At 37.2% G+C, this 24,667-nt stretch carries 26 protein-coding genes; 23 read left to right on the top strand and 3 right to left on the bottom strand.

Annotation, left to right across the window (positions count from 1 at the left end):
• Window positions 1-606: 606 nt before the first annotated feature.
• From rpmH to MKY80_RS23145, 11 genes are all read left to right on the top strand, one after another.
• Complete coding sequence (gene rpmH, locus MKY80_RS23195) at window positions 607-741, top strand: 50S ribosomal protein L34 (RefSeq protein ID WP_004233310.1); 135 nt, start codon at window positions 607-609, stop codon at window positions 739-741.
• A 100-nt stretch (window positions 742-841) separates the two neighbouring features.
• On the top strand, window positions 842-1,186 hold the full coding sequence (rnpA, locus tag MKY80_RS23190; RefSeq protein ID WP_043990425.1) for a ribonuclease P protein component: 345 nt from the start codon (window positions 842-844) through the stop codon (window positions 1,184-1,186).
• Between the two features lie 354 nt (window positions 1,187-1,540).
• The gene (gene yidC / locus MKY80_RS23185; protein ID WP_008177983.1) at window positions 1,541-2,311 is read left to right on the top strand and encodes a membrane protein insertase YidC; all 771 of its coding nucleotides are present in this window, start codon (window positions 1,541-1,543) and stop codon (window positions 2,309-2,311) included.
• Window positions 2,308-3,111 carry an RNA-binding cell elongation regulator Jag/EloR gene (gene jag, locus MKY80_RS23180; RefSeq protein WP_008177981.1) on the top strand — a complete coding sequence of 268 codons (804 nt, stop codon included), beginning with the start codon at window positions 2,308-2,310 and terminating at the stop codon, window positions 3,109-3,111. Before yidC ends, jag begins: the two co-directional genes overlap by 4 nt.
• A 251-nt stretch (window positions 3,112-3,362) precedes the next feature.
• Window positions 3,363-4,748: a tRNA uridine-5-carboxymethylaminomethyl(34) synthesis GTPase MnmE gene (gene mnmE / locus MKY80_RS23175; RefSeq protein ID WP_008177979.1), complete on the top strand. Its 1,386-nt coding sequence runs from the start codon at window positions 3,363-3,365 to the stop codon at window positions 4,746-4,748.
• 27 nt (window positions 4,749-4,775) lie between these two features.
• Window positions 4,776-6,668 (top strand): tRNA uridine-5-carboxymethylaminomethyl(34) synthesis enzyme MnmG, encoded by a 1,893-nt coding sequence (gene mnmG, locus MKY80_RS23170; RefSeq protein WP_342531395.1) that lies wholly within the window; start codon window positions 4,776-4,778, stop codon window positions 6,666-6,668.
• A 115-nt stretch (window positions 6,669-6,783) separates the two neighbouring features.
• A complete protein-coding gene (gene rsmG, locus MKY80_RS23165; RefSeq protein ID WP_008177975.1) occupies window positions 6,784-7,500 on the top strand; it encodes a 16S rRNA (guanine(527)-N(7))-methyltransferase RsmG in 717 nt (238 codons plus the stop codon).
• A gap of 180 nt (window positions 7,501-7,680) precedes the next feature.
• Window positions 7,681-8,580 carry a nucleoid occlusion protein gene (gene noc / locus MKY80_RS23160; protein WP_008177973.1) on the top strand — a complete coding sequence of 300 codons (900 nt, stop codon included), beginning with the start codon at window positions 7,681-7,683 and terminating at the stop codon, window positions 8,578-8,580.
• Window positions 8,581-8,805: 225 nt separating this feature from the next.
• Window positions 8,806-9,567, top strand: coding sequence for an AAA family ATPase (locus MKY80_RS23155; protein ID WP_008177971.1), 762 nt, complete (start codon window positions 8,806-8,808; stop codon window positions 9,565-9,567).
• Window positions 9,560-10,408 carry a ParB/RepB/Spo0J family partition protein gene (locus tag MKY80_RS23150; RefSeq protein WP_008177969.1) on the top strand — a complete coding sequence of 283 codons (849 nt, stop codon included), beginning with the start codon at window positions 9,560-9,562 and terminating at the stop codon, window positions 10,406-10,408. Before MKY80_RS23155 ends, MKY80_RS23150 begins: the two co-directional genes overlap by 8 nt.
• A 77-nt stretch (window positions 10,409-10,485) precedes the next feature.
• Complete coding sequence (locus MKY80_RS23145; RefSeq protein ID WP_342531391.1) at window positions 10,486-11,199, top strand: DUF554 domain-containing protein; 714 nt, start codon at window positions 10,486-10,488, stop codon at window positions 11,197-11,199.
• Here MKY80_RS23145 and yyaC read toward each other — a convergent pair.
• Entirely contained in the window at window positions 11,119-11,751 is a 633-nt protein-coding gene (yyaC, locus tag MKY80_RS23140) for a spore protease YyaC (RefSeq protein ID WP_036121907.1), read from the bottom strand. The genes MKY80_RS23145 and yyaC overlap by 81 nt on opposite strands.
• Before the next feature lie 91 nt (window positions 11,752-11,842).
• On the opposite strand from yyaC, the gene MKY80_RS23135 reads away from it, so the two are divergent.
• The 4 genes from MKY80_RS23135 (at window position 11,843) to MKY80_RS23120 (ending at window position 15,238) form a co-directional block, all read left to right on the top strand.
• A complete protein-coding gene (locus MKY80_RS23135) occupies window positions 11,843-12,715 on the top strand; it encodes a mechanosensitive ion channel family protein (protein WP_342531388.1) in 873 nt (290 codons plus the stop codon).
• 1 nt (window position 12,716) lies between these two features.
• On the top strand, window positions 12,717-12,917 hold the full coding sequence (locus MKY80_RS23130; RefSeq protein WP_008177961.1) for a DUF951 domain-containing protein: 201 nt from the start codon (window positions 12,717-12,719) through the stop codon (window positions 12,915-12,917).
• 97 nt (window positions 12,918-13,014) lie between these two features.
• A complete protein-coding gene (ychF, locus tag MKY80_RS23125) occupies window positions 13,015-14,115 on the top strand; it encodes a redox-regulated ATPase YchF (RefSeq protein WP_008177960.1) in 1,101 nt (366 codons plus the stop codon).
• An 82-nt stretch (window positions 14,116-14,197) separates the two neighbouring features.
• Window positions 14,198-15,238 carry an acyl-CoA dehydrogenase gene (locus tag MKY80_RS23120; protein WP_089986461.1) on the top strand — a complete coding sequence of 347 codons (1,041 nt, stop codon included), beginning with the start codon at window positions 14,198-14,200 and terminating at the stop codon, window positions 15,236-15,238.
• Between the two features lie 41 nt (window positions 15,239-15,279).
• On the opposite strand, the gene MKY80_RS23115 is transcribed toward MKY80_RS23120, so the two are convergent.
• A complete protein-coding gene (locus MKY80_RS23115) occupies window positions 15,280-15,864 on the bottom strand; it encodes a DUF3267 domain-containing protein (protein WP_008177957.1) in 585 nt (194 codons plus the stop codon).
• 178 nt (window positions 15,865-16,042) lie between these two features.
• Here MKY80_RS23115 and rpsF point away from each other — a divergent pair, with 178 nt between their 5' ends.
• The 8 genes from rpsF (at window position 16,043) to MKY80_RS23075 (ending at window position 23,714) form a co-directional block, all read left to right on the top strand.
• Window positions 16,043-16,330 (top strand): 30S ribosomal protein S6, encoded by a 288-nt coding sequence (gene rpsF, locus MKY80_RS23110; protein ID WP_008177955.1) that lies wholly within the window; start codon window positions 16,043-16,045, stop codon window positions 16,328-16,330.
• Window positions 16,331-16,377: 47 nt separating this feature from the next.
• Window positions 16,378-16,947, top strand: coding sequence for a single-stranded DNA-binding protein (gene ssb, locus MKY80_RS23105; RefSeq protein ID WP_008177953.1), 570 nt, complete (start codon window positions 16,378-16,380; stop codon window positions 16,945-16,947).
• Between the two features lie 38 nt (window positions 16,948-16,985).
• Entirely contained in the window at window positions 16,986-17,222 is a 237-nt protein-coding gene (gene rpsR / locus MKY80_RS23100) for a 30S ribosomal protein S18 (protein ID WP_004233359.1), read from the top strand.
• 222 nt (window positions 17,223-17,444) lie between these two features.
• Window positions 17,445-18,386 (top strand): YybS family protein, encoded by a 942-nt coding sequence (locus MKY80_RS23095; protein ID WP_089986460.1) that lies wholly within the window; start codon window positions 17,445-17,447, stop codon window positions 18,384-18,386.
• A gap of 13 nt (window positions 18,387-18,399) precedes the next feature.
• Window positions 18,400-20,370, top strand: a complete 1,971-nt coding sequence (locus MKY80_RS23090; RefSeq protein WP_008177945.1) for a DHH family phosphoesterase — start codon at window positions 18,400-18,402, stop codon at window positions 20,368-20,370.
• Window positions 20,370-20,816 (top strand): 50S ribosomal protein L9, encoded by a 447-nt coding sequence (gene rplI / locus MKY80_RS23085; protein ID WP_008177943.1) that lies wholly within the window; start codon window positions 20,370-20,372, stop codon window positions 20,814-20,816. The genes MKY80_RS23090 and rplI overlap by 1 nt, the downstream gene beginning before the upstream one ends.
• Before the next feature lie 13 nt (window positions 20,817-20,829).
• Window positions 20,830-22,191, top strand: coding sequence for a replicative DNA helicase (gene dnaB / locus MKY80_RS23080; RefSeq protein ID WP_008177941.1), 1,362 nt, complete (start codon window positions 20,830-20,832; stop codon window positions 22,189-22,191).
• 233 nt (window positions 22,192-22,424) lie between these two features.
• Window positions 22,425-23,714 (top strand): adenylosuccinate synthase, encoded by a 1,290-nt coding sequence (locus tag MKY80_RS23075; protein WP_008177939.1) that lies wholly within the window; start codon window positions 22,425-22,427, stop codon window positions 23,712-23,714.
• Window positions 23,715-23,763: 49 nt separating this feature from the next.
• Here MKY80_RS23075 and MKY80_RS23070 read toward each other — a convergent pair whose 3' ends face one another.
• Window positions 23,764-24,639 carry a YitT family protein gene (locus MKY80_RS23070; RefSeq protein WP_089986467.1) on the bottom strand — a complete coding sequence of 292 codons (876 nt, stop codon included), beginning with the start codon at window positions 24,637-24,639 and terminating at the stop codon, window positions 23,764-23,766.
• Window positions 24,640-24,667: the final 28 nt, after the last annotated feature.

Here is a 24,667-nt window from a genome sequence, read left to right as displayed (position 1 = left end):
GCTACTAATCTCCTTTACAGTGTTCAATACATAAAAAAAATTGCATTTATAGAAATGGCAAATACGTTCATTTTACAACTCGTCCACATAATCACAAGTTGTGGATAAAAGTTAACCAAAGGCTGTGATAAAAATTATCCACAGCATATTAACAGTTGTGGATAATTAAAATGTTCATTTCAGTTTTCAACAAAGTGAAGCACAGTAATCGTATCAGAAAAACAAAGCTATTTCAATAGTTTATGAAACTTATCCACATAGCTTGTAGTTATGCACTTTAGAGTTGTCCACAAGCACTGCGTATGTGAAAAAACTGTAGATAAATGTTGTGGATAAAAAAATATGCAAAAAACACTATACACAACTCTGTGCAAAAAAAACAAGTATTCTGTGGATAAATATTTTAAAAAAAAGTTAGTAATATTGTTTTTTTCGGAGTATTGGAATGGTCATTGGGGGAAGATGAAGTAGATTCATTAAGATACATAGAATGACTACCTAAAAGAAATTTGTGAAATACATTGACAAAATAACTAGTTACTTTATATAATATTCGAGTCTGTATGTTGAAAAATTCAACTCATATATCAGGAGGTGTCTATATAAATGAAACGTACTTACCAACCAAAGAAACGTAAACACAGTAAAGTTCACGGTTTCCGCGCACGTATGAGCACGAAAAACGGTCGCAAAGTTCTTGCTGCTCGTCGTCGTAAAGGAAGAAAAGTTTTATCAGCATAAAATAAGTCCACTGAGCCACATCAGTGGTCTTTTTTTTCTTTATTTTTGGTAAACCTAGAAATGAGGATCAAAAGATATTATCTATTAGCAGGTGAAAGAAATGAAAAAACGCCAAAGAGTGAAGAAGAATGATGATTTTCAAAAGGTGTTTAAAAAAGGTAAATCTTTCGCTAATCGTCAGTTTGTTGTTTACTTTTTATCAAAAGAGGAACAAACAGAATTTCGTGTAGGTTTATCGGTTAGTAAAAAGCTTGGGAATGCGGTAAAACGCAACCAAATAAAACGCTATATTCGACATAGTATTCTTGACTTAAAGGATGATCTAAAGACGAATATGGATTATGTTATTATCGCCAGACAACCGGCGGCCACTATGGATTTTCATGAAGTGAAACAAAGTTTGCAACATGTACTAAAAATCGCAAAGGTATTGAAGAAAGTGTAATGTATGCAACCGAGTGGTAAAATGCGCCTGTATTATTAGCTTTAAGAATGAGAGTGAGATTGCATACCATAACCTAGGGAAGTATACGTATAGGGGTATTTTTAACGTTAGATTTCACTTAAAAATATGTTAAATTCGCCACAAAACTCAGGAATAAGTGTATATTGTGAGAATATTTAGTAGAGTGAAACGTTATAGGCATGATAAAATAGCTGATAACTTTATCTTTGTTTAAGCTGAGATAAAGCTGCTGTCAGATGTCACAGATTTTAGGGCAGGAAACTGTCAGTCAGTGAATAAAGAAGATGCATATAGATTTAGAAAAAGTGAATAGTAATTGTAGGGGGAAGAAGGTTGAAAAAACAACATTGGGTAATTTTGTCACTAGTATCAGTAGCTCTACTACTATCTGGTTGTACAGAATTCAATGAACCAATTTCCAAAGACAGCACTGGCTTCTGGAATGAATTCATTGTTTGGCCGTTGGTATCAGCGATAAAATACTTTGCTGAGCTACTTGGCACGTACGCATGGGGGATCATTGCCGTAACGATTATTATTCGTTTAGCAATTTTGCCACTAATGATTAAACAAACAAAGAGTTCTAAAAAGATGCAAGAAATTCAGCCAAAATTGAAGGAACTGCAAAAGAAGTATGCTTCTAAGGATGCTCAGACACAACAACAATATCAGCAAGAAATGATGAAGCTGATGAGTGAATCAGGTGTAAACCCACTTGCAGGGTGTTTACCAGTAATCATTCAAATGCCAATTTTAATTGGTTTCTATCATGCAATTAGCCGTATGAATGCTACATCTACATTTGATTTAGGGAATTTCTTTATCTTCCCTCTAGCGGATCCTGCACCTGCATTAGCAATTACAGCAGGTTTAATGCAATTTATCGTATTACGTACAGGACCAGCAATGGATAATCCTCAAATGAAAATTATGATGTATATTATGCCATTCATGATCATTGCTTTTGGTATGGCCTTACCAGCTGCATTATCACTATATTGGGTAATCGGGAACATTATTTCGATTTTCCAAAACCTGTATATTTATAAGCCTTGGAATAAAGATAAAACACAACCTGCTCAAAATGGAGGGGCTAAAAAGTGAAACAACTTACGCAAATAGGCGCAACAACAAAAGAAGCGATCTCATTGGCGTTACAGAAACTTGGCAAAACCCGTGAACAAGTAGATGTTGAAGTTTTACAAGAAGGTAAAAAAGGATTTTTAGGTTTTGGTGCACGTTCCGCAGAAGTTCGTGTAACTGTAAAGGAAGTTCAGATTCCGGTAATTGAAAGTGAAGAAGCCGAATCGCAAATAACGACTCAATTAGACAAACAATTAGCAGTAGATGATGTTGAAACAATCAGTTCACAAGTTTCTGATCAACCAAATGAAATCGAAGCTGTTCAAAAAGTTGTAAACGAACAAAATGAGGAAGAAGATTCAGCAAACCCAATTGAGGAGGCAAAAGCTTATTTAGTAACGATTGCTGAGCAATTGGATATTGATGATCTTGAAATAACTACGACACGTGAAGGGAAATACGTTTATTTTCAGCTGAAAAGTGAGAAAGCTGCTCTACTTATCGGGAAACGTGGTCAAACATTAAATTCCTTACAGCAATTAACGCAGCTAGTGCTCAATAAAAGCGCTAAGCAGTTCTTAATGGTGAAATTAGATGTGGAAAACTATCGCGAACGTCGACAAGTAGCTTTAGAGTTACTTGCTGATCGAATGGCGGATAAAGCATTACGTTCAAATCAACGTGTGGCATTTGAACCAATGCCGTCATACGAAAGAAAAATAATTCATAATCAATTAGCTAATCGTCTTGATCTTGAGACGTATTCAGAAGGCTCAGAACCTAATCGTTATTTAGTCATTGAGCCTGTCAAAAACAATTAGATTATTTTCAAAAACATACAGACACTATAGTTTTAAAGGTCATTTTATCCCTCGCGATAAAGTGACCTTTTTTTATGAGACAAAGAATAAGTATTTTTGTCGAAATTCAGTCCTATAAAAAAATGGTTGTTATCCACATTTGGAAATGATCCTTACTTTAGATTTTGTTGAAAATATGTTAGTCTAAGGTGTTAGTAAGTATTGGTCGGTTTCGATTATCCACATGTGGATAACGTTAAGGAGGTCATTAAATGGAGTTTGATACAATTGCTGCGATATCCACACCTATGGGTGAAGGTGCCATAGCCATCGTTCGTTTAAGTGGGGACGAAGCAGTGGCGATTGCAGATAAAATATTTAAATCACCAGGTGGAAAAAGTTTAACGACAAAGGATTCGCACACTATTCATTATGGTCATTTAGTGGATCCTAAAACAAAAGAGGTAGTAGAGGAAGTAATGCTATCATTAATGCGTGGTCCAAAAACTTTCACACGCGAGGACGTAGTTGAAATAAATTGTCACGGTGGATTAGTTTCAGTTAATCGTGTTTTACAACTAGCATTAACGAATGGAGCAAGACTAGCAGAGCCAGGTGAATTTACTAAACGTGCGTTTTTAAATGGGCGTATTGATTTATCTCAGGCTGAAGCAGTAATGGATTTGATAAGAGCCAAAACAGACCGAGCAATGAATGTTGCCTTAGGTCAGATGGATGGAAAATTATCAAGACTTATTGGTGACTTGCGCCAAGCTTTACTAGAGACATTAGCGCAAGTAGAGGTTAATATAGATTATCCAGAGTATGATGATGTAGAAGAGATGACTGTACCTGTTTTAGTAGAAAAATGTACATGGGTACGAGATGAAATTATTAAACTTCTTCAAACATCTTCTCAAGGGAAAATATTACGAGAGGGTTTATCGACTGTTATTTTGGGGCGTCCAAATGTAGGGAAATCTTCTCTTTTAAATAGCTTGGTACAGGAAAATAAGGCCATAGTGACAGATATTGCTGGTACTACTCGTGATATTATAGAAGAGTACGTCAATGTACGCGGTGTTCCACTTCGTTTAGTGGATACAGCGGGTATTCGTGAGACAGAAGACATTGTTGAACGAATTGGCGTAGAACGTTCGAGAGAAGCGCTTCGAGGTGCAGACTTAATATTATTTGTATTAAACTATGCAGATGAGTTAACTGCTGAGGACGAGCGTTTATTCGAAACTATTGAGGCGATGGACTACATCGTTATTATCAATAAAACAGATCTACCGCAAAAAATTAATTTAGCGCGTGTCAAAGAGCTAGCAGGTAAACATCGCATTGTAACAACTTCTCTCTTACAGGAGGAGGGTGTTACAGAGCTAGAAGAAGCGATAGCTGCATTGTTCTTTGAAGGGCAACTTGAAGCGGGCGATTTAACATATGTTTCAAATGCAAGACATATTGCACTATTGCATCAAGCACAGGCAACAGTTGAGGATGCAATAGCGGCTGCTCAAGCTGGAGTTCCAGTTGATATGGTACAAATTGATGTCACAAGAACTTGGGAATTACTTGGTGAGATTATAGGTGACACTGTGCAAGAAAGCCTAATCAACCAGCTATTTTCTCAGTTTTGTTTAGGAAAATAACTTTAAGAAAGAAAGGAAGATACGAGCATGCCAACAAAATATGAGGCAGGCACGTTTGATGTGATCGTCATTGGCGCAGGTCATGCAGGTTCAGAAGCTGCACATGCTGCGGCTAAAATGGGTGCTAACACACTGATGTTAACGATCAACTTAGATATGATTGCATTTATGCCATGTAATCCATCCATTGGTGGTCCTGCCAAAGGAATCGTCGTACGTGAAATAGACGCTTTAGGTGGCGTCATGGGGAAAGTTATAGATAAAACACATATTCAAATGCGAATGTTAAATACAGGAAAAGGCCCAGCTGTACGTGCATTACGTGCGCAAGCTGACAAAGTTTTGTATCAACAAGAGATGAAACGCATATTAGAGGAAACCGAAAACTTAACAATCCATCAAGGAATGGTAGAAGAACTTATCATTGAGGATGGAGAAGTAACAGGGGTTATTACACAAATCGGTGCTATTTATCGTGCCAAAACAGTAGTTGTCACAACAGGTACCTTCCTACGCGGTGAAATTATTATTGGGGATATAAAATATTCAAGTGGTCCTAATAACCAACAACCGTCAATTCGCTTAGCTGATAATTTAAAAGAGCTTGGTTTTGACCTTGTTCGATTTAAAACAGGTACACCACCACGTGTTAATAATCGTACAATTGATTATGATAAAACTGAAATTCAACCAGGAGATGAAATTCCTCGTGCATTTAGTTTTGAAACAACGGAATTCATTATGGACCAACTACCTTGCTGGTTAACGTATACAAGCCCTGAAACACATGAAATAATTGAGGCGAATTTACATCTTTCACCGATGTATTCTGGGATGATTAAAGGGACAGGTCCACGCTACTGCCCTTCAATTGAAGATAAAGTAGTACGCTTCAACGATAAGCCGAGACATCAAATTTTCTTAGAGCCAGAAGGACGTAATACACGTGAGGTTTATGTTCAAGGTTTATCAACAAGCCTACCAGAGCATGTTCAAACACGTTTACTAAAATCAATCCCAGGCTTAGAGAACGCAGAAATGATGCGTGCTGGCTATGCCATTGAATATGATTCAATTGTACCTACACAATTGTGGCCAACACTAGAAACAAAGCGCATTAAAGGCTTATATACAGCTGGCCAAATTAATGGTACATCGGGCTATGAGGAAGCGGCTGCCCAAGGATTAATGGCAGGAATGAATGCTGCAGCTAATGTACTTGGTAAAGAGGAATTAATCCTTAGTCGTTCGGATGCCTATATTGGGGTACTCATCGATGATCTTGTGACAAAAGGAACAAACGAGCCTTATCGTTTACTAACATCTCGTGCAGAGTATCGCTTATTGTTACGTCATGATAACGCTGATTTACGATTATTAGAGTTAGCCTATAAAATCGGCATGGTTCCACAAGAACGATATGAAAAATTCGTTGAGAAAAAAGCATTGATTGACAATGAAATTGCACGTCTTCGTGAAATAATTATTAAACCGAATGAAGCTACACAAGCTGTTATTCGTTCTGCTGGAGGTAGTGAATTAAAAGATGGAATTCGGGGCGCTGATTTACTAAAACGCCCAGAAATGCATTATGAGATGATTTCCTCATTAATCCCGGCAGATATTGAATTTACAGAAGAAATAAAAGAGCAAATTGAAATTCAGCTTAAATATGAAGGCTATATCGAAAAGGCATTGCTACAAGTAGAGAAGCTGCATAAAATGGAAAATAAAAAAATCCCTGAAAACATTGATTATGATGCGATTTCTGGTTTAGCGACAGAAGCGCGTCAAAAATTAAAACAAGTTACACCGCTTTCCATTGCACAAGCCTCTCGTATTTCTGGTGTGAACCCAGCAGATATTTCTATTCTGCTTGTTTACATTGAACAAGGTAAAATCGCGAAAATAAGCGGTTAATAAGAACAGTAAAGTGAATAAGGGGCGGGCATACCATTGTGCCCGCTTCCTATTTTTAAAGCAATACTATTGTTAAGATGTACTAGTATGGCTAGATTAATAAAGGAGACTTTACATGAACGAACAACAATTTATTGAGGCACTTAAAAAAAAGGGCATCGAGCTTTCCGAAAAGCAAATTGCTCAATTTAAAAAATACTTTGAATTACTAGTCGAGTGGAATGAAAAGATGAACCTGACTGCTATTACAGATTTAGAAGGTGTTTATTTAAAACATTTCTTTGACTCAATCAGTGCCTCATTTTATTTTGATTTTTCAAAAGTAATAACTGTTTGTGATGTAGGAGCAGGTGCTGGTTTCCCCAGTATCCCAATAAAAATCTGTTTCCCACATTTACATGTCACAATTGTCGACTCCTTAAATAAAAGAATTACATTTTTAAACCATTTAAGTGATGAGTTACAATTAGAAAATATGAATTTTGTGCATGCCCGCGCAGAAGAGTTTGGTCAAAATTTAAAATATCGTGAACAATATGATGTGGTGACAGCACGTGCAGTAGCTCGTTTATCTGTTTTATCGGAGCTATGTGTGCCATTAGCAAAACAAGATGGCTATTTTGTTGCCTTAAAAGCAGCTGCAGGTGCAGAAGAATTAAAAGATGCTAAAAAAGCATTAACAACACTAGGTGTTAAACTGAAAGAAGAATATTCTTTCAAGCTACCTGTGGAAGAAAGTGACCGCACTTTATATATATTTGATAAAATAAAAGGAACACCGAAAAAATACCCGCGTAAGCCAGGTGTACCAAATAAAACACCAATTCAATAATTAGTGTTTCATGTGAAACTTTCTCAAAGTAGAATATATTTTTTCTATTTTGAGCATACATACTAGTTATGGATGGTTCACGCAAAAGTCATCTATGAACTATATACATTTGAGGAAATATAATAAATAATAATAGAATGAGACAGAGCAAGATAGTTACTTAAAGGTGGTGCCACTTGGATGAAAAGTCCTTTTTCACGTTTTTTTGGAGGCGGAAGTAAAACAGAGCCTATTGTGAAAAATGAAGTAGAACAAGCAGAGGCGGTTCAAACAGCAGAAGAAGTCATAAAATTGCCTATTGATGAAATTGTACCTAACCGTTTTCAGCCACGTACTATTTTTGATGATGAAAAAATTGAAGAATTATCAAGAACCATTCATACGCATGGTGTGATTCAGCCAATTGTTGTACGTAAAACATCAGAAAATCAATATGAAATCATTGCCGGTGAGCGTCGTTATCGAGCTATGAAAAAGCTACAATGGACAGAGGTTCCTGCTATTGTACGTAATTTAACCGATAAGGAGACAGCTTCTATTGCGTTAATAGAGAACTTACAGCGTGAGGAATTAACTGCAATTGAAGAAGCGGTAGCCTATCAAAAATTGTTGGAGCTACATGAGCTCACACAAGAAGCTCTTGCCCAAAGACTTGGAAAAGGACAATCCACTGTAGCCAATAAATTACGTTTATTAAGGCTTCCAGATGAAGTGCAACAAGCCATATTACAGCGCAAGATCTCTGAGCGACATGCACGTGCATTAATTGCTATTAAAGATCAACCATTACAACTAGAAATTTTACAACAAACAGTTGATAATGATTGGAATGTTCGCCAGTTAGAGGAACAGATTCAGGTCATCTTGCATCCGGTAACAGACGAGCAGGAGGAGTCGGTACCAAAGAAAGCAAGGCCGAAGCGCAAAGCCATTAGTAAAGATGTCCGTATAGCCTTAAATACTATTAAGCAATCATTAACGATGGTAACGAAAAGTGGTATTACGGTAAATACGGAAGAAGAAGATACAGAAGAATATTATCAAATTACGGTGAAGATACCTAAAAAGAAAAAGGTGTAATAAATTATCTCGGAATAATTTATTAGTAACTTTTCTCTCACTGTAAAAAGGAGATATCTCAGAAAGTTGAATGAGGTGTCTCCTTTTTTGTATATATTCTTAATATTTTATACAACTTCTAACTGTTTTTTTGATAGAATGAAAGTTAGATAGCGGGTTAAATACATTGATTTTACAAATGATTTGTCAAAGTAAACGTTGATAAATGAAAGCAGGTGCTTTTAAATGGGTAGAATTATAGCAATCGCCAATCAAAAGGGTGGCGTAGGAAAAACAACAACTTCAGTCAATTTGAGCGCTTGCCTAGCCTATTTAGGTAAGAAAGTGCTACTTATTGATACTGATCCGCAAGGGAATACAACAAGTGGCCTTGGTATTAATAAAGGAGACATTCAAAGTTGTATTTATGATGTGCTCATTGATGATGAAGATGTTGAAAATGTCATTCAAAAAACAAATGTAGATAATTTATCAATTGTACCAGCCACAATTTCGCTTGCAGGCGCTGAAATTGAATTGGTGTCGACTATTTCAAGGGAAGTACGTTTGAAACATGCATTACAAAATGTAAAAGAAGATTTCGATTATATAATTATTGACTGTCCACCATCTTTAGGACTTTTAACAATTAATGCTTTAACAGCTTCAGATGCATTGATTATTCCAGTACAATGCGAATATTACGCATTGGAAGGTCTAAGCCAATTGCTATCTACTGTTCGTCTTGTACAAAAGCATTTGAACCAACAGTTATATATTGATGGTGTTTTACTAACAATGCTAGATGCAAGAACAAACCTTGGCTTACAAGTTATAGATGAAGTGAAAAAATATTTCCAAGATAAAGTATATAAAACAATAATTCCTCGTAACGTGCGTTTAAGTGAAGCACCTAGTCATGGGCAACCAATCATCACTTATGACGCAAGATCTAGAGGTGCAGAAGTTTATTTGGAGATGGCGAGGGAAGTGATTAAAAATGGCTAAAGGTTTAGGAAAGGGCATTGGTGCACTATTTCCAGGAGAGTCATTAGAACAAAGTGGGCTAGTGGAAGAAATTCAATTAGATTTAATTGTTGCGAACCCATTTCAGCCTCGTAAAATTTTTGATGAAGAAGCTTTACAAGAATTAGCAGATTCGATTAATGAGCATGGCATTTTGCAACCAATTGCTGTACGGAAAAAGGGGCGTAAATTTGAAATCGTTGCAGGGGAACGTCGTTATCGAGCGTGTTTACTAGCAGGTTTAGATGTTATTCCTGTAATCATTAAAGAATTATCAGACGCACAAATGATGGAACTAGCTATTCTAGAGAACCTTCAGCGTGAGGATCTAACAGTCATTGAAGAAGCAGAGGCCTACCAAAGCTTAATGGAAAACTTACATTTAACACAGGAAGAGCTATCAAAGCGTTTAGGAAAAAGTAGACCACATATAGCTAACCATGTTCGTCTCCTTGCTTTACCAGAAGATGTCCGAAATTTTATGAATGATGGGACACTATCTATGGGACAAGGCAGGGCATTACTCGGCTTAAAAAATAAAAGACGAATCTCTGAAGTAGCTATGAAGGTAATGAAGCAAGGTTTAAATGTTCGCCAAGTTGAAATGTTAGTACAATCCTTAAATGAGGAAGTTTCACGTGAAACAATTCCGCCCAAGAAAAAAGATATATTTGTGGCGGCGAAAGAATCTCAATTAAGAGATTATTTTGGAACAAATGTTCAAATTAGAAAGAATAATAATAAAGGGAAAATTGAAATAGAATTTTACTCTGAAGATGATTTAGAGCGCATCTTAGAAATCCTAAATGTACAAGAAGAATAAATGATATTTATATAATTTAATCAGAGCGCCAAGCAAACAGGCGCTCTCTATTTTTTAGAGAGAAGGAAGGCAAAAGGGTGGTAATACTAGGGGCATTGATTAATGCTGTGCTAATTATAGCAGGTGCATTAGTGGGGCGGATTTTCAAAAATATTCCTGAATCTATGAAGTCTACTGTCCTATCCATAATTGGTTTAGCAGTCGCACTATTAGGGATAAAAATGGGATTTGAAAGTGATAATTTTATTATCTTAATCGTAAGTTTAGTGGTGGGTACTGTAGTAGGTGAGTGGTTAGATTTAGATAAGCAAATGAATCGCCTTGGCAAATGGGTAGAGTCATTATTTCGTACAAAACGAAATGATCAAAATCAAATTAGCATTGCAGAAGGGTTTGTCACAGCTTCATTAATCTTTGTTGTTGGCTCCATGGCTGTTATTGGTGCACTTGATAGCGGTCTTCGTAATGATCATAATGTATTGATTACTAAAGGATTAATTGATGGTTTTACATCCATTATTCTAGCATCCACATTAGGTATAGGTGTATTGCTTTCGGCGATACCTGTTTTTATTTATCAAGGATTAATTGCAGTTTTTGCAGGGGTCATTAGTTCTTTTATACCTGATGCTGCGCTACAAATGTATATTACCGAAATGACAGCCGTTGGCGGCGTTATGATTATGGCAATAGGGTTAAATATAGCTGGTTTAACTAAGATCAAGGCTGCTAACTTGCTGCCAGGTATCGTCATTGTTGGTATTATGGTTGCTTTCTTCTACATTTTTTAATGAATAACGGTGGGCGGCCAGTAATAATGCTCTTGAAAGCTTTTCAGCCATAGCATAAGAAATATGAAGCCTTGTATTTTGTAAAACAAGCATTTCCATAAAACCTCCAATATTGACGATTCCTTTAATGGAAATGTCACCGATTGGGGGTAATTCTTTTTTTACAGCCTTCCCAGGAAAAATAGGACCGCTTTGAACGGAAATATGACCGACATTTTGTTCACTACCAAGACAGGCATCAATCGCAATAATGAATGGTTTTGTAGTATGATTGTGTAGCTGTTGAATAGTAGAATCTAGATTTAGAGCATGTAGCGGATCTTCTAAAGAACCGACAATTTCATAGGGGAAGCTAACTGACTTATTTAAAAAGCTACCCGTTAACGGTCCAAGCGTATCACCTGTACAACGGTCGCTGCCAATGCAGCAAAAAATTAGTCGTTCATGATGAAACGGTATATATTCTAAAAATAATGTACTTAATTGCCAAACAGCATTTTTACTTTCGTGATGAAGGGAATAAGGTAGTAACAAATTTGGTATAGTATTCATAAAAAAACTCACTTTCTTTTTATTTTTAGAAGTGCTCAATTTTTATGCAGTATACGCAAATTTTTAGCAAGTTATTCAAGAGGTGGAAACGATGGAATGGAATAAGAAATTAATGGAGAGATACTGGGAAAAGCTCACATCTGACAAACTTTGGGAAGGTGTCATAGATTCTTCTATTGAGATTATGCTAATTTTACTAGTATCCTGGATAGCTGTAAGAATGGGTAAAAAATTGATTAAAAAATTATTTTTAATCCGTATGCGATCCCCATTAAATCATTCAGAGCGACGTCAACGTACGATTTCGAGATTATTACAAAGTGTGATTTCCTATGTTGTTTATTTCTCTGCAATCATTGGCATTCTATCTTCTTTAAATATAAAGGTAGTGGGTCTTTTAGCAGGGGCAGGGATTGTAGGATTAGCTGTCGGTTTTGGTGCCCAAAGTTTAGTGAAGGATGTTATCACGGGCTTCTTTATTATTTTTGAAGATCAGTTTGGTGTAGGGGATTATATAAAAATTAATGGAGCAGAAGGTACAGTTGTAGAAATTGGTTTACGTACTACGAAAATTAATGGGGGGACTGGAGAGCAATTTATCATTCCTAATGGTGCAATTGGTGAGGTCGTCAATTACTCTGTTAACAACTCCAAAATTTTTATAGATTTACAAATGACCGCGGATGCTGACTTTGAAAAAGCTGAGATGGTTATTAATCAATATCTAGAATCATTACCAGAAAAACATAAAGAATTAATAGCGGCACCGGTGTTTTTAGGTGTACAAAATGTCAAAGGTACAGAGGTAACGATCCGTATTGCTGCTGAAACATTACCACAGCAACAATATGGAGTGGCTCGTAGTATACGCCGAGATGTGACAAAGCTTTTTGAGGAGCATCGTATACCAATGGCCCATCCAAAAATGATGTTCTATGACAAAGGTGAGGGGAGAAGTGAGTAAGGTGGAAGAAAAGAAATATGGTTTAAATGATATTGTTGAAATGAAAAAGCAACATCCTTGTGGTACGAATAAATGGAAGATTATTCGTATGGGTGCCGATGTTCGAATTAAATGTGAAGGTTGCCAACATAGCGTAATGATTCCACGTCGAGAATTTGAGAAAAAAATGAAAAAGGTTTTACTTTCTGCTAGTGAGGCATAACTTCAGGCATATTAGACTTTTTGTAAGTGAATCAATATAATAGAAAAGGTTATATGAGAGAAAATTTGAACTGATTATAGAAAGGTTGTGTCCATTCATGGCATTAACAGCTGGAATCGTTGGTTTACCTAACGTTGGAAAATCAACATTATTTAACGCAATTACAAAAGCGGGCGCATTGGCTGCAAACTATCCATTCGCAACGATTGATCCAAATGTCGGTATCGTTGAAGTACCAGACGCACGTTTAGATAAATTAACAGAATTAGTTGTACCTAAAAAAACAGTACCAACAGCATTTGAATTTACAGATATCGCAGGGATTGTAAAAGGTGCTTCCAAAGGTGAAGGTCTAGGGAATAAATTTTTAGCGCATATCCGTGAAGTAGATGCCATTTGCCAAGTTGTACGTTGTTTTGTAGACGAAAATATTACACACGTATCGGGTGCAGTGGATCCAATTGATGATATCGAGGTTATTAACCTAGAGCTAGCACTAGCCGATTTAGAATCAGTAGATAAACGTATCCAACGTGTTAGCAAAATGGCCAAACAAAAAGACAAAGAAGCCATGATTGAAGAGCCAGTACTTTTAAAAATTAAAGAGCAGTTAGAGAACGGTAAACCAGCGCGTGCTGCCGAGCTTTCAGATGATGAACTAAAGGTAATTAAAGGTCTTCATTTGCTAACAATTAAACCAATGCTGTATGTTGCCAATGTTTCAGAAGATGAAGTGGCGGATGCTGACAATAATGAATATGTCAAAAAGGTACGTGAATATGCATCAGCTGAAGGTGCTCAAGTCATTACAATTTGTGCAAAAATCGAGGAAGAAATCTCAGAGCTAGACGATGAGGAAAAGGCTATGTTCTTAGAAGAATTAGGAATTAAAGAGTCTGGTTTAGATCAGCTAATCCGTACTTCTTATGACTTATTAGGCTTAGCTACGTATTTCACTGCTGGTGTACAAGAAGTTCGTGCATGGACGTTCCGTAAAGGGATGAAGGCACCGCAATGTGCAGGGATCATCCATACAGACTTTGAACGAGGCTTCATTCGTGCTGAAACAGTTGCTTATGATGATCTATTAGAGGCAGGTTCTCAAGCAGCGGCTAAGGAAGCTGGTAAGGTACGTCTTGAAGGTAAAGAGTATGAAGTTCAAGATGGCGATATTATGTTATTCCGCTTTAATGTATAAGACGAACAGAGGGCAATCTTAGTGATTGCCTTTTTTCAATTATTGTTTTATCTGAATTTTTAGTGTATGGGAGCGACATCAAATGAACGTAATGGAAATAAAAGAGCGCGGTCTAGAGTTTGAGCAGCTAGAAAGTTTACCCCATGATGTCTTAGAGTTTATGTATGAACAGAAATTGTTCAAATTGTTCACTGCAAATGAACTAGGAGGTCAGAATCTAGATTTAGTAGAGGGAATAAAAGTGTTTCAACAAATAGCTGCCCTCGATGGGAATGTTGGTTGGCTTGTGACAATCGGGACTGGAGGTAATGCATTTATTCCAGCATTTAGCCAAGAAATGTGCGAAAAAATCTTTACCCCTAAAAATGCAGTTATCGCAGGTAGTGGTTATCCAACGGGTGTAGCTGTAAAAGTAGAAGATGGTTATGTAGTAACAGGGCAATGGAAATATTGTAGTGGATCGGACTATGCTACAACCTTTACAATGAATTGTTTGATAGAGCAAGATGGCGTGAAAACAGAAAAAATCATTAGTTGTTGCTTAGACCGTCAAGATGTTGAAGTTTTAAATGATTGGCGCGCAATGGGCTTGAAGGCGACGGCAAGCCATACTATTCGCGTAAACAACGTATGGGTACCTCAGGAGGCTACTTTCCAAATAGGTAAGATCAGAAATAGCTATGGGAATGCTGTACATACCTTTCCATTTACAACCTTTGCAGAGGCTTCCTTTTTAAGCGTTTGTCTAGGGATAACTGAAAATTTTTTAGAAGAAGCATTTATTTTAATCAAGCAACGCAATCATGATGCCCATCGAGCTGAGCGTATGGGAGCATTACAATTTTTACTCATGCAGCAACAAAAGCATTTTAAACAATTTGAAAAGCAGTTCTATACAACCTTGTCGGTATATTGGCAAAAGCATCAGCGAGATGAATCATTGACAGAGGAAGAACTAACACAATTTACACAAATGAGTAAAGAGATTGCTGCTGCTTGTATAGAGATTGCCAATAAATTAATACGTAATCTTGGCATGGATGCTATTACAGAGACTGCCCCAATAAACCGCATTTGGAGAAATTTATATACAGCTGCACAGCATGGCTTTTTAACTCCTTAAGAGTTATGACTAGGCTCTGTTATTTTTACGAATGACAGAGTCTAATTTTCGTATGTATCTTGCCTTGGTGAACGGTCATTTTCTATATAAACATAAAGCTTCGGTAATTTAGGGTCATCTTGCACTAAGGCGTTATTAGGATATTTTCGTAATTCCTTATACATAGCAAAGTCACCTACTGCACCTGCTATTAAAAAGGCTCCTACCAGTATTAAAATGGTATTATTAAAATAAAACCCTGCAATAGTAGGAAGAACGCCAGTCGTCCAAAATGGCAGCAATAATGCCCGTTTCATGGCGTGATTATATAGAGGCTTTGTAGTAGTTGCATAGGCAACACCTAGCTCTAAGTTTATGCCATATTGTAAAGACTTCAAAGGTACTTTGCCAAAGAGCATAAAGCCAAGTAAATGAAAAGCTTCATGCAAAATAATAAAAATTACATACAGAATTACAAACAGTACTGTACCACCAATGATAGCCCAAAAAGAAAAGTGAAAATCTTTAAAGCAAATATATTGAATGGCTATAAATAATATGACAAGACCAACTGTGATCACAATATTGTCGATCATTAATTTTTTTATATTTAATTCAATAACAATAGGTTCTTTATTCGGTAGCACAAAAGTTCTCCTTTCAAGAATTAAACAGGTTACGTTCATTATATAAAATGAATTGTAAGTTTGCGACTTGAAAGAAAAGTACCTATATGTTACAATTCATTGATGTGAGTAATAATTTATTACTTGCTCCTTGCTCCCTTAATATAGGAGAGCCTAGTCCATAAGGAGGTGTAAACAGATGAGAAAATACGAATTAATGTACATCGTACGTCCGAACATTGAAGACGAAGCGAAGAAAGCTCTAGTTGAACGTTTCAACGAAGCTTTAACTTCTAACGGTGCAGAAGTCATCGAATCAAAAGAGTGGGGCAAACGCCGCTTAGCTTATGAAATTCAAGACTTCCGCGAAGGTTACTACCAAATCGTAAAAGTAAACGCTACTTCAGATGCAATCAACGAGTATACACGTCTAGCTAACATCAGCGAAGACATCATTCGTCACATTGCAGTTCGCCAAGAAGCTTAATATTGAATAATTTTTTAACAAAACGCTGAAAAGGAGGTTGCATTCTGATGATAAACCGTGTCGTATTAGTTGGAAGACTAACAAAAGATCCTGAGCTACGTTATACACCAAATGGAATTGCGTCTACAAGATTTACAGTTGCTGTGAATCGTGCATTCTCAAATCAACAAGGTGAACGTGAAGCTGATTTCATTAACTGTGTTGCATGGCGAAAACAGGCTGAAAACCTAGCGAACTTCATGCGAAAAGGAAGTTTAATTGGGGTAGAAGGTCGTATCCAAACAGGCAGTTATGAAGGACAAGACGGTAAGCGAGTATATACAACAGACGTTGTGGCGGATAGCGTACAGTTTTTAGAACCACGTAATGGTAGCGGTGCTCCTGCTCCTCAATACGGTGGTGGACAAACTTACGGTAATAACCAACCGTCATATGGCGGCGGTCAACCACAACAGCAGTTTGGTGGCGCTATGCCAGGACAGGGTTCCTATGGCGGCGATGCTTATCAGCAAAATCAACCACCTATGAATCAGCCAAACTATACACGTGTAGATGAGGATCCATTTGCTAATAGCAAAGGACCGATAGAAGTATCTGAGGATGATCTTCCATTCTAATGCTTCTACAATAAAAAAAGATAAGGAGGAGACACACTATGGCACCACGTCGCGGAGGCCGCAAACGCCGTAAAGTTTGCTACTTCACTTCAAACAATATTACGCACATCGACTACAAAGATGTAGATTTATTAAAAAAATTCATCTCTGAGCGCGGTAAAATTTTACCACGTCGCGTAACTGGCACAAGTGCAAAGTACCAACGTAAATTAACTTCAGCTATTAAAGTATCTCGTATCATGGGATTACTTCCATTCGTAGCAGAAGACAAATAAGATTGATCGTTAAGGAATTGACCTTACATCAATTTTGAATACCAGCATATTACGATATTCGTATCGGGTATGCTGGTTTTTTTTATCGAAAATTGAAGTAGACGTTTTTTAGATAAAATTCATAATAAAGCATATAGTGATCTAAGCGATTTTTGTTCAATACTATGAAAAAATGGTACAATAAAGGGTAGTAAGTTTGACTGAAAAAAAGGAAGGTTTTCAATGCCGAATAATCAAACAAAAGCGCTTGTCCAAGGCTCAATGGTGGTTGCAATTTTTACAGTATTAATGCTGATTTCCGCATATGTACCATTTGTTTTTATAGTAGCTTTAATATTCGCTCCACTACCGATTGCTTGGTATAGTGCAAATTACAAACGTTCCTCATCAATACTCGTAGCAATAGTAGGCTGTATTTTAACTAGTATAGCGAGTGGACTATCGATGCTACCATTTGCCTTTGTTTTGGGGTTACTGGGTGTCGTAATGGGTAACGCTATTTATCAGAAGAAGAGTAAGCTTTATTTATTTATGTCAACGGGGATTGCCAATCTAATCTCGATGGCGCTTGTTTATGTCGCCTATGTAAGATTTGCAGGAATTGACTTCATCAGCATGAGCTTAGAGTTGGCTCGCAAAAATTATGAGCAATCAAATGAATTTGCGAAAAACGTTACAGGGCAAGTGGCGATAAAGCCGGAACAGCTAGAGGCTATGTTTAACACGATCGAGCTGACAATGCCTGCCACAATAACAATATCAGCATTTTTTGCTGCATTTATTATCATAGCGCTAAATTTGCCAGCTTTAAAACGACTTGGCGTGGATGTTCCAAAGTTTGCACCATTCCAAAATATGCGCTTACCACGATCTATTTTATGGTACTACATGATCGTTTTATGCATTAATTTATTTATGCGTCCAGAGGCTGGTTCTACACTAGATATAATCGTATTGAATGTTTCTTATATTTTATGGGTGCTACTCATTCTACAAGGGATATCATTTATCCATTATTTCATTTCTAGAAAAGGGATGCCAAATGGGGTTAAATGGGTTGCTACCGTGTTAGCTATTCCATTATCATCCTTCATGATCTTACTAGGTATCGTTGATTTAGGTTTTGACGTACGTTCACTTGTAAAGGGGAAGACTAAAGAATAAGGGGCTGATTGTAATGGGGACTTTTAGAAAACGACCAATTCGCTATCCGCTTTTTGTTCTTTCCATTTTTGGAATTGTGACGTTCGTACTTCTATGTATTTGGAATATCGGGATAGGTATCGGTTATGGAATAGGTTTTGCTTTACTGATGGTCTACACATGGAAGGTGGAAAAGATTGCTTTTGAAGAAACTGAAAAGCATATAGAATCCATTTCATTCCGTATGAAAAAAGTAGGGGAAGAAGCATTGCTTGAAATGCCAATTGGGATACTGTTGGTGAACGAGCAATATGAAATAGAATGGTCGAATCCATATATGCAAGGAATCTTAAATATGGAATCATTAGTCGGAGAAGGAATTGTTAATATTTCTGATGACATCTACGTACTAATGAAGACTGAAGAAACAAATGAGGCTACAATTACATTACGTGATCGTAAATATCGTGTTTATTATAAAAAAGAGGAACGATTACTATACTTCTTTGATATTACTGAGCAGATTGCTATTGAGAAGCAATACTTTGCAGATCGTACAGTTATCGCTATTTTATTTGTTGATAATTACGATGAAATCACACAGGCCATGGATGACCAACCACGTAGTTTAACAAATACAATGGTTACTTCAATCGTCAATGAATGGGCTGCTGAGCATGGTGTATTTGTAAAAAGAATATCATCAGATCGTTTTTTAGCAGTATTAAATGAATCAATTTTAACAGAGCTTGAAAAGAAAAAATTTGCTATTTTAGATGTTATCCGAGAAAAAACAGCGCAAAAGAATTTATCTTTAACATTAAGTATTGGTGTAGGAGCGGGTTCATCCTCCCTAGTGGAGCTTGGTGAATTGGCACAATCAAGTCTGGATCTCGTATTAGGACGTGGTGGTGACCAAGTTGCCATTAAGCAACCTACAGGAAAGCTAAAATTCTATGGCGGGAAAACTAATCCAGTTGAAAAACGCACACGTGTTAGAGCTCGTGTCATCTCACATGCATTACGTGATTTAATTCAAGATAGTGATCAAGTATTTGTTATGGGACATAAAAGCCCTGATATGGACTCGATTGGTGCATCTGTCGGTGTTCGGAAAATGGCACAAATGAATGATGTGAAGGGCTATGTCATCATAAATTTTGATGAGTTAAATGGTAGCGTTACACGTTTAATGAATGAAATAGAGAGTAAATCAGATTTCTATGAAAACTTCCTAACACCAGAGGAAGCAGCAGGGAAAATGACTGAAAAATCCTTGCTTGTTATTGTGGATACACATAAACCCAATTTAGTTATTGATGCACACCTATTAAAGCTAGCTGAAAAGGTTGTTGTAATCGACCATCATCGACGAAGTGAGGATTTTATTGAAAATCCAACACTTGTTTATATGGAACCGTATGCCTCATCAACTGCTGAGCTGGTAACTGAGTTATTAGAATATCAGCCGAAGCGAGCAAAGATTAATATGCTAGAGGCTACTGCACTACTAGCGGGTATTATTGTCGATACGAAGAGCTTTACACTTCGAACGGGAGCACGTACGTTTGAAGCTGCCTCGTATCTACGGACGAATGGTGCCGATACAGTATTAGTGCAACGTCTTTTAAAAGAAGATGTAGACACCTATATTGAACGATCAAAAATAGTGCAAACGGTTAAATTCGTAAAGCCAGGAATTGCTGTAGCTGTAGGTGAGGAATCGAAAGTGTATGACTCTGTCTTAATTGCACAAACAGCAGATATTTTACTAACTATGAAGGATGTTGGTGCATCCTTTGTTATTGCACATCGGGCAGATGGAAAAATAGGAATTAGTGCCCGATCACTAGGCGAAGTCAATGTCCAGCTTATTATGGAAAGACTTGGCGGTGGTGGTCATTTAACGAACGCCGCCTGCCAAGTAGAAGCCAAAACCATTGATAACGTGAAAACACAATTAGAAGAGGCCATAGAAGAGGTCTTTGAAGGGAGTTCTGACTAATGAAAGTAGTATTTTTAAAAGACGTTAAAGGAAAAGGAAAAAAAGGTGAAATTAAAAACGTAGCAGATGGTTACGCACAAAATTTCTTAATTAAAAATGGCTATGCAGCAGAAGCAAACGCTCAAGCACTTAGTCAATTAGATGGTCAGAAAAAATTAGAAGCAAAAAATGCTGCAGCTGAACTAGCAGAAGCACAAGCGTTAAAGGAAAAAGTAGAAACATTAACAGTTGAGCTAAAAGCAAAGTCTGGTGAAGGCGGTCGTCTATTTGGTTCAGTGTCTACCAAGCAAATTGCTGATGCCCTACAAAAAGTGCATGGCATTAAAATTGATAAACGTAAAATGACTTTAAATGATGGAATTCGTGCACTAGGCTTTACAAATGTTCCTGTAAAACTACATCATGAAGTAACAGCTACATTAAAAGTACATGTAACGGAAGAATAAGGAGCGACGATCCATGAACGAACCGATGATGGACCGCGTTCCACCGCATAACCGGGAGGCGGAGCAATCGGTTATCGGTGCAATTTTCCTTGAGCCACAATCTTTAATCACAGCATCGGAAATTTTATTGGCAGATGATTTTTATTTAAACGCCCACAAGAAGATTTTTGAAACAATGCTGCGGTTAAGCGATCAAGGAAAAGCGATAGATGTTGTTACAGTTACAGAAGAATTATCAGCTAAAAAAGAGATTGAAGACGTTGGCGGGCTATCCTATTTACTAGAGCTCGCCAATGCTGTCCCTACAGCTGCCAACGTCGCTCACTATGCTAAGATCGTTGAGGAAAAGGCACTATTACGTCGCTTAATTCGTGTTGCTACTAAAATTGTTGAGGATGGCTACACACGAGAAGACGAAGTAGAGGCATTACTAGGCGAAGCAGAGAAAAAAATGATGGAGGTTGCCAATAGGAAGAATGCGGGGGACTTTAAGCATGTGAAAGACGTGCTAGTGGAAACCTTCGATAACATTGAGCAGCTTCAATCACAAAAGGGAGATGTAACGGGGATACCGACAGGCTTCCGTGATTTGGATAACATTACTGCTGGCTTCCAACGCAATGATTTAATTATTGTAGCTGCCCGTCCATCCGTAGGGAAAACTGCCTTTGCCTTGAATGTTGCGCAAAGTGTTGCCGTACAGGCACGAGAGAATGTTGCAATCTTCTCTTTAGAGATGGGTGCAGAGCAACTTGTCATGCGTATGCTATGTGCAGAAGGAAATATTGATGCACAAGTTTTACGTACAGGTGCTTTAACTACGGAAGATTGGGGTAAACTAACTATGGCAATGGGGAGTTTATCGAATTCAGGGATCTTTATTGATGATACACCGGGTGTACGTATTAATGAGATTCGTGCAAAATGTCGACGTTTAGCTCAAGAAAATGGGCTTGGAATGATCCTGATTGATTATTTACAGCTTATTCAAGGTAGTGGGAAGCCAGGCGAGAACCGTCAACAAGAGGTATCGGAGATTTCACGATCGCTAAAAGGACTAGCACGTGAATTAAAGGTGCCTGTTATTGCCTTATCGCAGCTATCTCGTGGAGTGGAGCAAAGACAAGATAAACGTCCGATGATGAGTGACTTACGTGAATCGGGAAGTATTGAGCAAGATGCTGATATTGTAGCCTTTTTATACCGTGATGACTATTACGATAAAGAGTCTGAAAGTAAAAATATGATCGAAATTATTATTGCAAAGCAACGTAATGGTCCGACGGGGACAGTTACACTTGCCTTTAAAAAAGAGTTCAATAAATTCATTAATGTGGATTGGTCACAAATGCCACCGCCACCGTCACGTGATTAATCATGTGCGTCATTCAGATAAATTGCCTCTACAAATTAACCTTAGACTGAATTAATCTGAATGTTCGATAATATTCATACCATTCTGTTATTAAACACGAACGTTGAATCAGATTTTTTGATTTTATGTTCGTGTTTTTTACACTTTTTTTATTGACGAGGTGTTTCTATCATTGTTACAATGATTGAGGCTAAAAAATTGAGATACACAGGTATCTAACGGAGGTGCTGATTATGACATCAGTAGTAGTTGTAGGAACACAGTGGGGAGACGAAGGAAAAGGTAAAATTACGGATTTCCTTTCGCAAAAAGCCGATGCAATCGCTCGTTTTGCAGGTGGAGATAATGCAGGACATACCATTAAAATAGATGGTGAAACATATAAACTACATTTAATTCCATCAGGTATCTTCTATAAAGAAAAAACTTCAGTTATTGGCAATGGATTAGTTGTCAATCCAAAATCAATAGTAACAGAACTAAAAGGCTTACAAGAGCGTGGCATTAATACAGATAATTTACGTATTTCTAATCGTGCACATGTTATTCTGCCGTATCATATAAAGCAAGATATTGCGGATGAAGAAAGCCGCGGAGATAATAAAATTGGGACAACTTGTAAAGGGATTGGACCATGCTATCAAGATAAAGTAGCTCGTATTGGTATCCGTATGGCTGATTTACTTGATAAGGATATTTTTGAAGAAAAACTACGTCATAATTTAGCCATTAAAAATAAATTATTCGAGAAATTCTATGAAGTCGAAGGTGTTACTTTCGAAGAGATTTTTGAGGAATACTATGGTTATGGCCAAGAAATCGCAAAATATGTGACAGATACATCTAAAATTTTGAATGATGTACTTGATGAAGGCGGTAAAGTATTATTTGAAGGCGCTCAAGGTATTTTGCTTGATGTCGATCAAGGTACGTATCCATATGTTACATCTTCAAATCCTGTTGCAGGCGGTGTAGCAATTGGTGCTGGTGTTGGTCCTTCACTTGTAACAAGCGTTATTGGAGTATCTAAAGCTTATACATCTCGTGTAGGTGATGGTCCATTCCCTACAGAATTATTTGATGAAGTAGGTCAGCAAATTCGTGAAGTTGGTCGTGAATATGGTACAACAACAGGCCGTCCACGTCGTGTAGGTTGGTTCGATACGGTAGTTGTTCGTCACTCACGTCGCGTAAGTGGTATTACGCATCTAGCACTTAACTCAATTGATGTTTTATCTGGTTTAGAGACAGTAAAAATCTGTACAGCCTATAACTATAAAGGTGAAACAATTACAGAATACCCAGCAAATCTTCATATTATTGAACAATGTGAACCAATCTATGAAGAGCTTCCAGGCTGGTCTGAGGACGTTACAGCATGCCGTACTTTAGAAGAGCTACCTGAAAATGCACGACGCTATGTAGAGCGTGTTAGTGAATTAACAGGTATTCAAATTGCTACTTTCTCAGTTGGTCCTGCTCGTGAGCAAACAAACGTATTAGTAGATGTTTGGGAAGCCTAATAAAATAAATACAATAAAAAGGGCGTGCCATAGATGGTACGCCCTTTTCTTAGTGAATATCCTTCTTCTTGAAACGACCACCTTTTACCTCTGCTATATTACCAATGGCTAAAAATGCATTGTCATCGATATCCGCAACAATGGTTTTCAGCTTCGATTCTTCCAAGCGAGTAATGACAGTAAAGATGACCTTTTTATCATTTCCTGTATAAGCCCCTTCACCATGAAGGAAAGTGACACCACGACCAAGTCGATCCATAATGGTTTGTCCAATTTCATCAATAGCATCACTTATGATATAAACTGATTTTGATTCTTCCAACCCTTGAATTACAATATCAATCATTTTATAAGCAATATAATATGCAATGATGGAGTACATAGCTTGTTCCCAGTTAAATACAAATCCTGCTACTGCAAAAATAATAATGTTGAAGAACATAATTATTTCTCCAACTGAAAAAGGAGTTTTACTATTAAATAAAATTGCCAATATTTCAGTTCCGTCTAAAGAACCGCCATAACGAATGACAATACCGACACCAACTCCTAAAATCATCCCACCAAAAACTGTGGCCAATAATGTATCTTCCGTAAATGGATGTAGGTTATGTAAAGCAAGAGTTGCAGTAGAGAGTACAGTAATACCTAGCCCTGTGGACAGCGCGAAGGTTTTACCAATTTGTTTGTAGCCTAAAAAAATAAAAGGTAAGTTTAAAATGAAGATGAAGATACCAAGGGGTAAATTTAATAAATGAGATGTAATAATGGAAACACCTACGATGCCTCCATCCATAATGTGGTTGGGTACTAAAAATAACTCTAAGCCCAAAGCCATAATGATTGCACCTAACGGCACCATAATAATCCTTAGAAATGTTTTACGCATGTTACTTTTCTGATGCCGCAACATTTTTGCTGCCATATCAGAGGTCTGTGAATCACTCAATTTA

This window comes from Lysinibacillus sp. FSL R5-0849, from assembly GCF_038595075.1.
In the GTDB taxonomy this organism is placed as follows: domain Bacteria; phylum Bacillota; class Bacilli; order Bacillales_A; family Planococcaceae; genus Lysinibacillus; species Lysinibacillus fusiformis.
Note: the sequence above shows the minus strand (reverse complement) of the source record. Positions and strands in the feature narration are given on the sequence as shown.

Bases quoted from the DNA above. Each gene is read 5' to 3' on its own strand.
- rpmH (WP_004233310.1), top strand. From the start codon at position 607: ATGAAACGTACTTACCAACCAAAGAAACGTAAACACAGTAAAGTTCAC.
- rnpA (WP_043990425.1), top strand. From the start codon at position 842: ATGAAAAAACGCCAAAGAGTGAAGAAGAATGATGATTTTCAAAAGGTG.
- mnmE (WP_008177979.1), top strand. From the start codon at position 3,363: ATGGAGTTTGATACAATTGCTGCGATATCCACACCTATGGGTGAAGGT.
- mnmG (WP_342531395.1), top strand. From the start codon at position 4,776: ATGCCAACAAAATATGAGGCAGGCACGTTTGATGTGATCGTCATTGGC.
- rsmG (WP_008177975.1), top strand. From the start codon at position 6,784: ATGAACGAACAACAATTTATTGAGGCACTTAAAAAAAAGGGCATCGAG.
- noc (WP_008177973.1), top strand. From the start codon at position 7,681: ATGAAAAGTCCTTTTTCACGTTTTTTTGGAGGCGGAAGTAAAACAGAG.
- MKY80_RS23155 (WP_008177971.1), top strand. From the start codon at position 8,806: ATGGGTAGAATTATAGCAATCGCCAATCAAAAGGGTGGCGTAGGAAAA.
- MKY80_RS23150 (WP_008177969.1), top strand. From the start codon at position 9,560: ATGGCTAAAGGTTTAGGAAAGGGCATTGGTGCACTATTTCCAGGAGAG.
- yyaC (WP_036121907.1), bottom strand. From the start codon at position 11,751: ATGAATACTATACCAAATTTGTTACTACCTTATTCCCTTCATCACGAA.
- MKY80_RS23135 (WP_342531388.1), top strand. From the start codon at position 11,843: ATGGAATGGAATAAGAAATTAATGGAGAGATACTGGGAAAAGCTCACA.
- ychF (WP_008177960.1), top strand. From the start codon at position 13,015: ATGGCATTAACAGCTGGAATCGTTGGTTTACCTAACGTTGGAAAATCA.
- MKY80_RS23120 (WP_089986461.1), top strand. From the start codon at position 14,198: ATGAACGTAATGGAAATAAAAGAGCGCGGTCTAGAGTTTGAGCAGCTA.
- rpsF (WP_008177955.1), top strand. From the start codon at position 16,043: ATGAGAAAATACGAATTAATGTACATCGTACGTCCGAACATTGAAGAC.
- ssb (WP_008177953.1), top strand. From the start codon at position 16,378: ATGATAAACCGTGTCGTATTAGTTGGAAGACTAACAAAAGATCCTGAG.
- rpsR (WP_004233359.1), top strand. From the start codon at position 16,986: ATGGCACCACGTCGCGGAGGCCGCAAACGCCGTAAAGTTTGCTACTTC.
- MKY80_RS23095 (WP_089986460.1), top strand. From the start codon at position 17,445: ATGCCGAATAATCAAACAAAAGCGCTTGTCCAAGGCTCAATGGTGGTT.
- MKY80_RS23090 (WP_008177945.1), top strand. From the start codon at position 18,400: ATGGGGACTTTTAGAAAACGACCAATTCGCTATCCGCTTTTTGTTCTT.
- rplI (WP_008177943.1), top strand. From the start codon at position 20,370: ATGAAAGTAGTATTTTTAAAAGACGTTAAAGGAAAAGGAAAAAAAGGT.
- dnaB (WP_008177941.1), top strand. From the start codon at position 20,830: ATGAACGAACCGATGATGGACCGCGTTCCACCGCATAACCGGGAGGCG.
- MKY80_RS23075 (WP_008177939.1), top strand. From the start codon at position 22,425: ATGACATCAGTAGTAGTTGTAGGAACACAGTGGGGAGACGAAGGAAAA.
- MKY80_RS23070 (WP_089986467.1), bottom strand. From the start codon at position 24,639: ATGGCAGCAAAAATGTTGCGGCATCAGAAAAGTAACATGCGTAAAACA.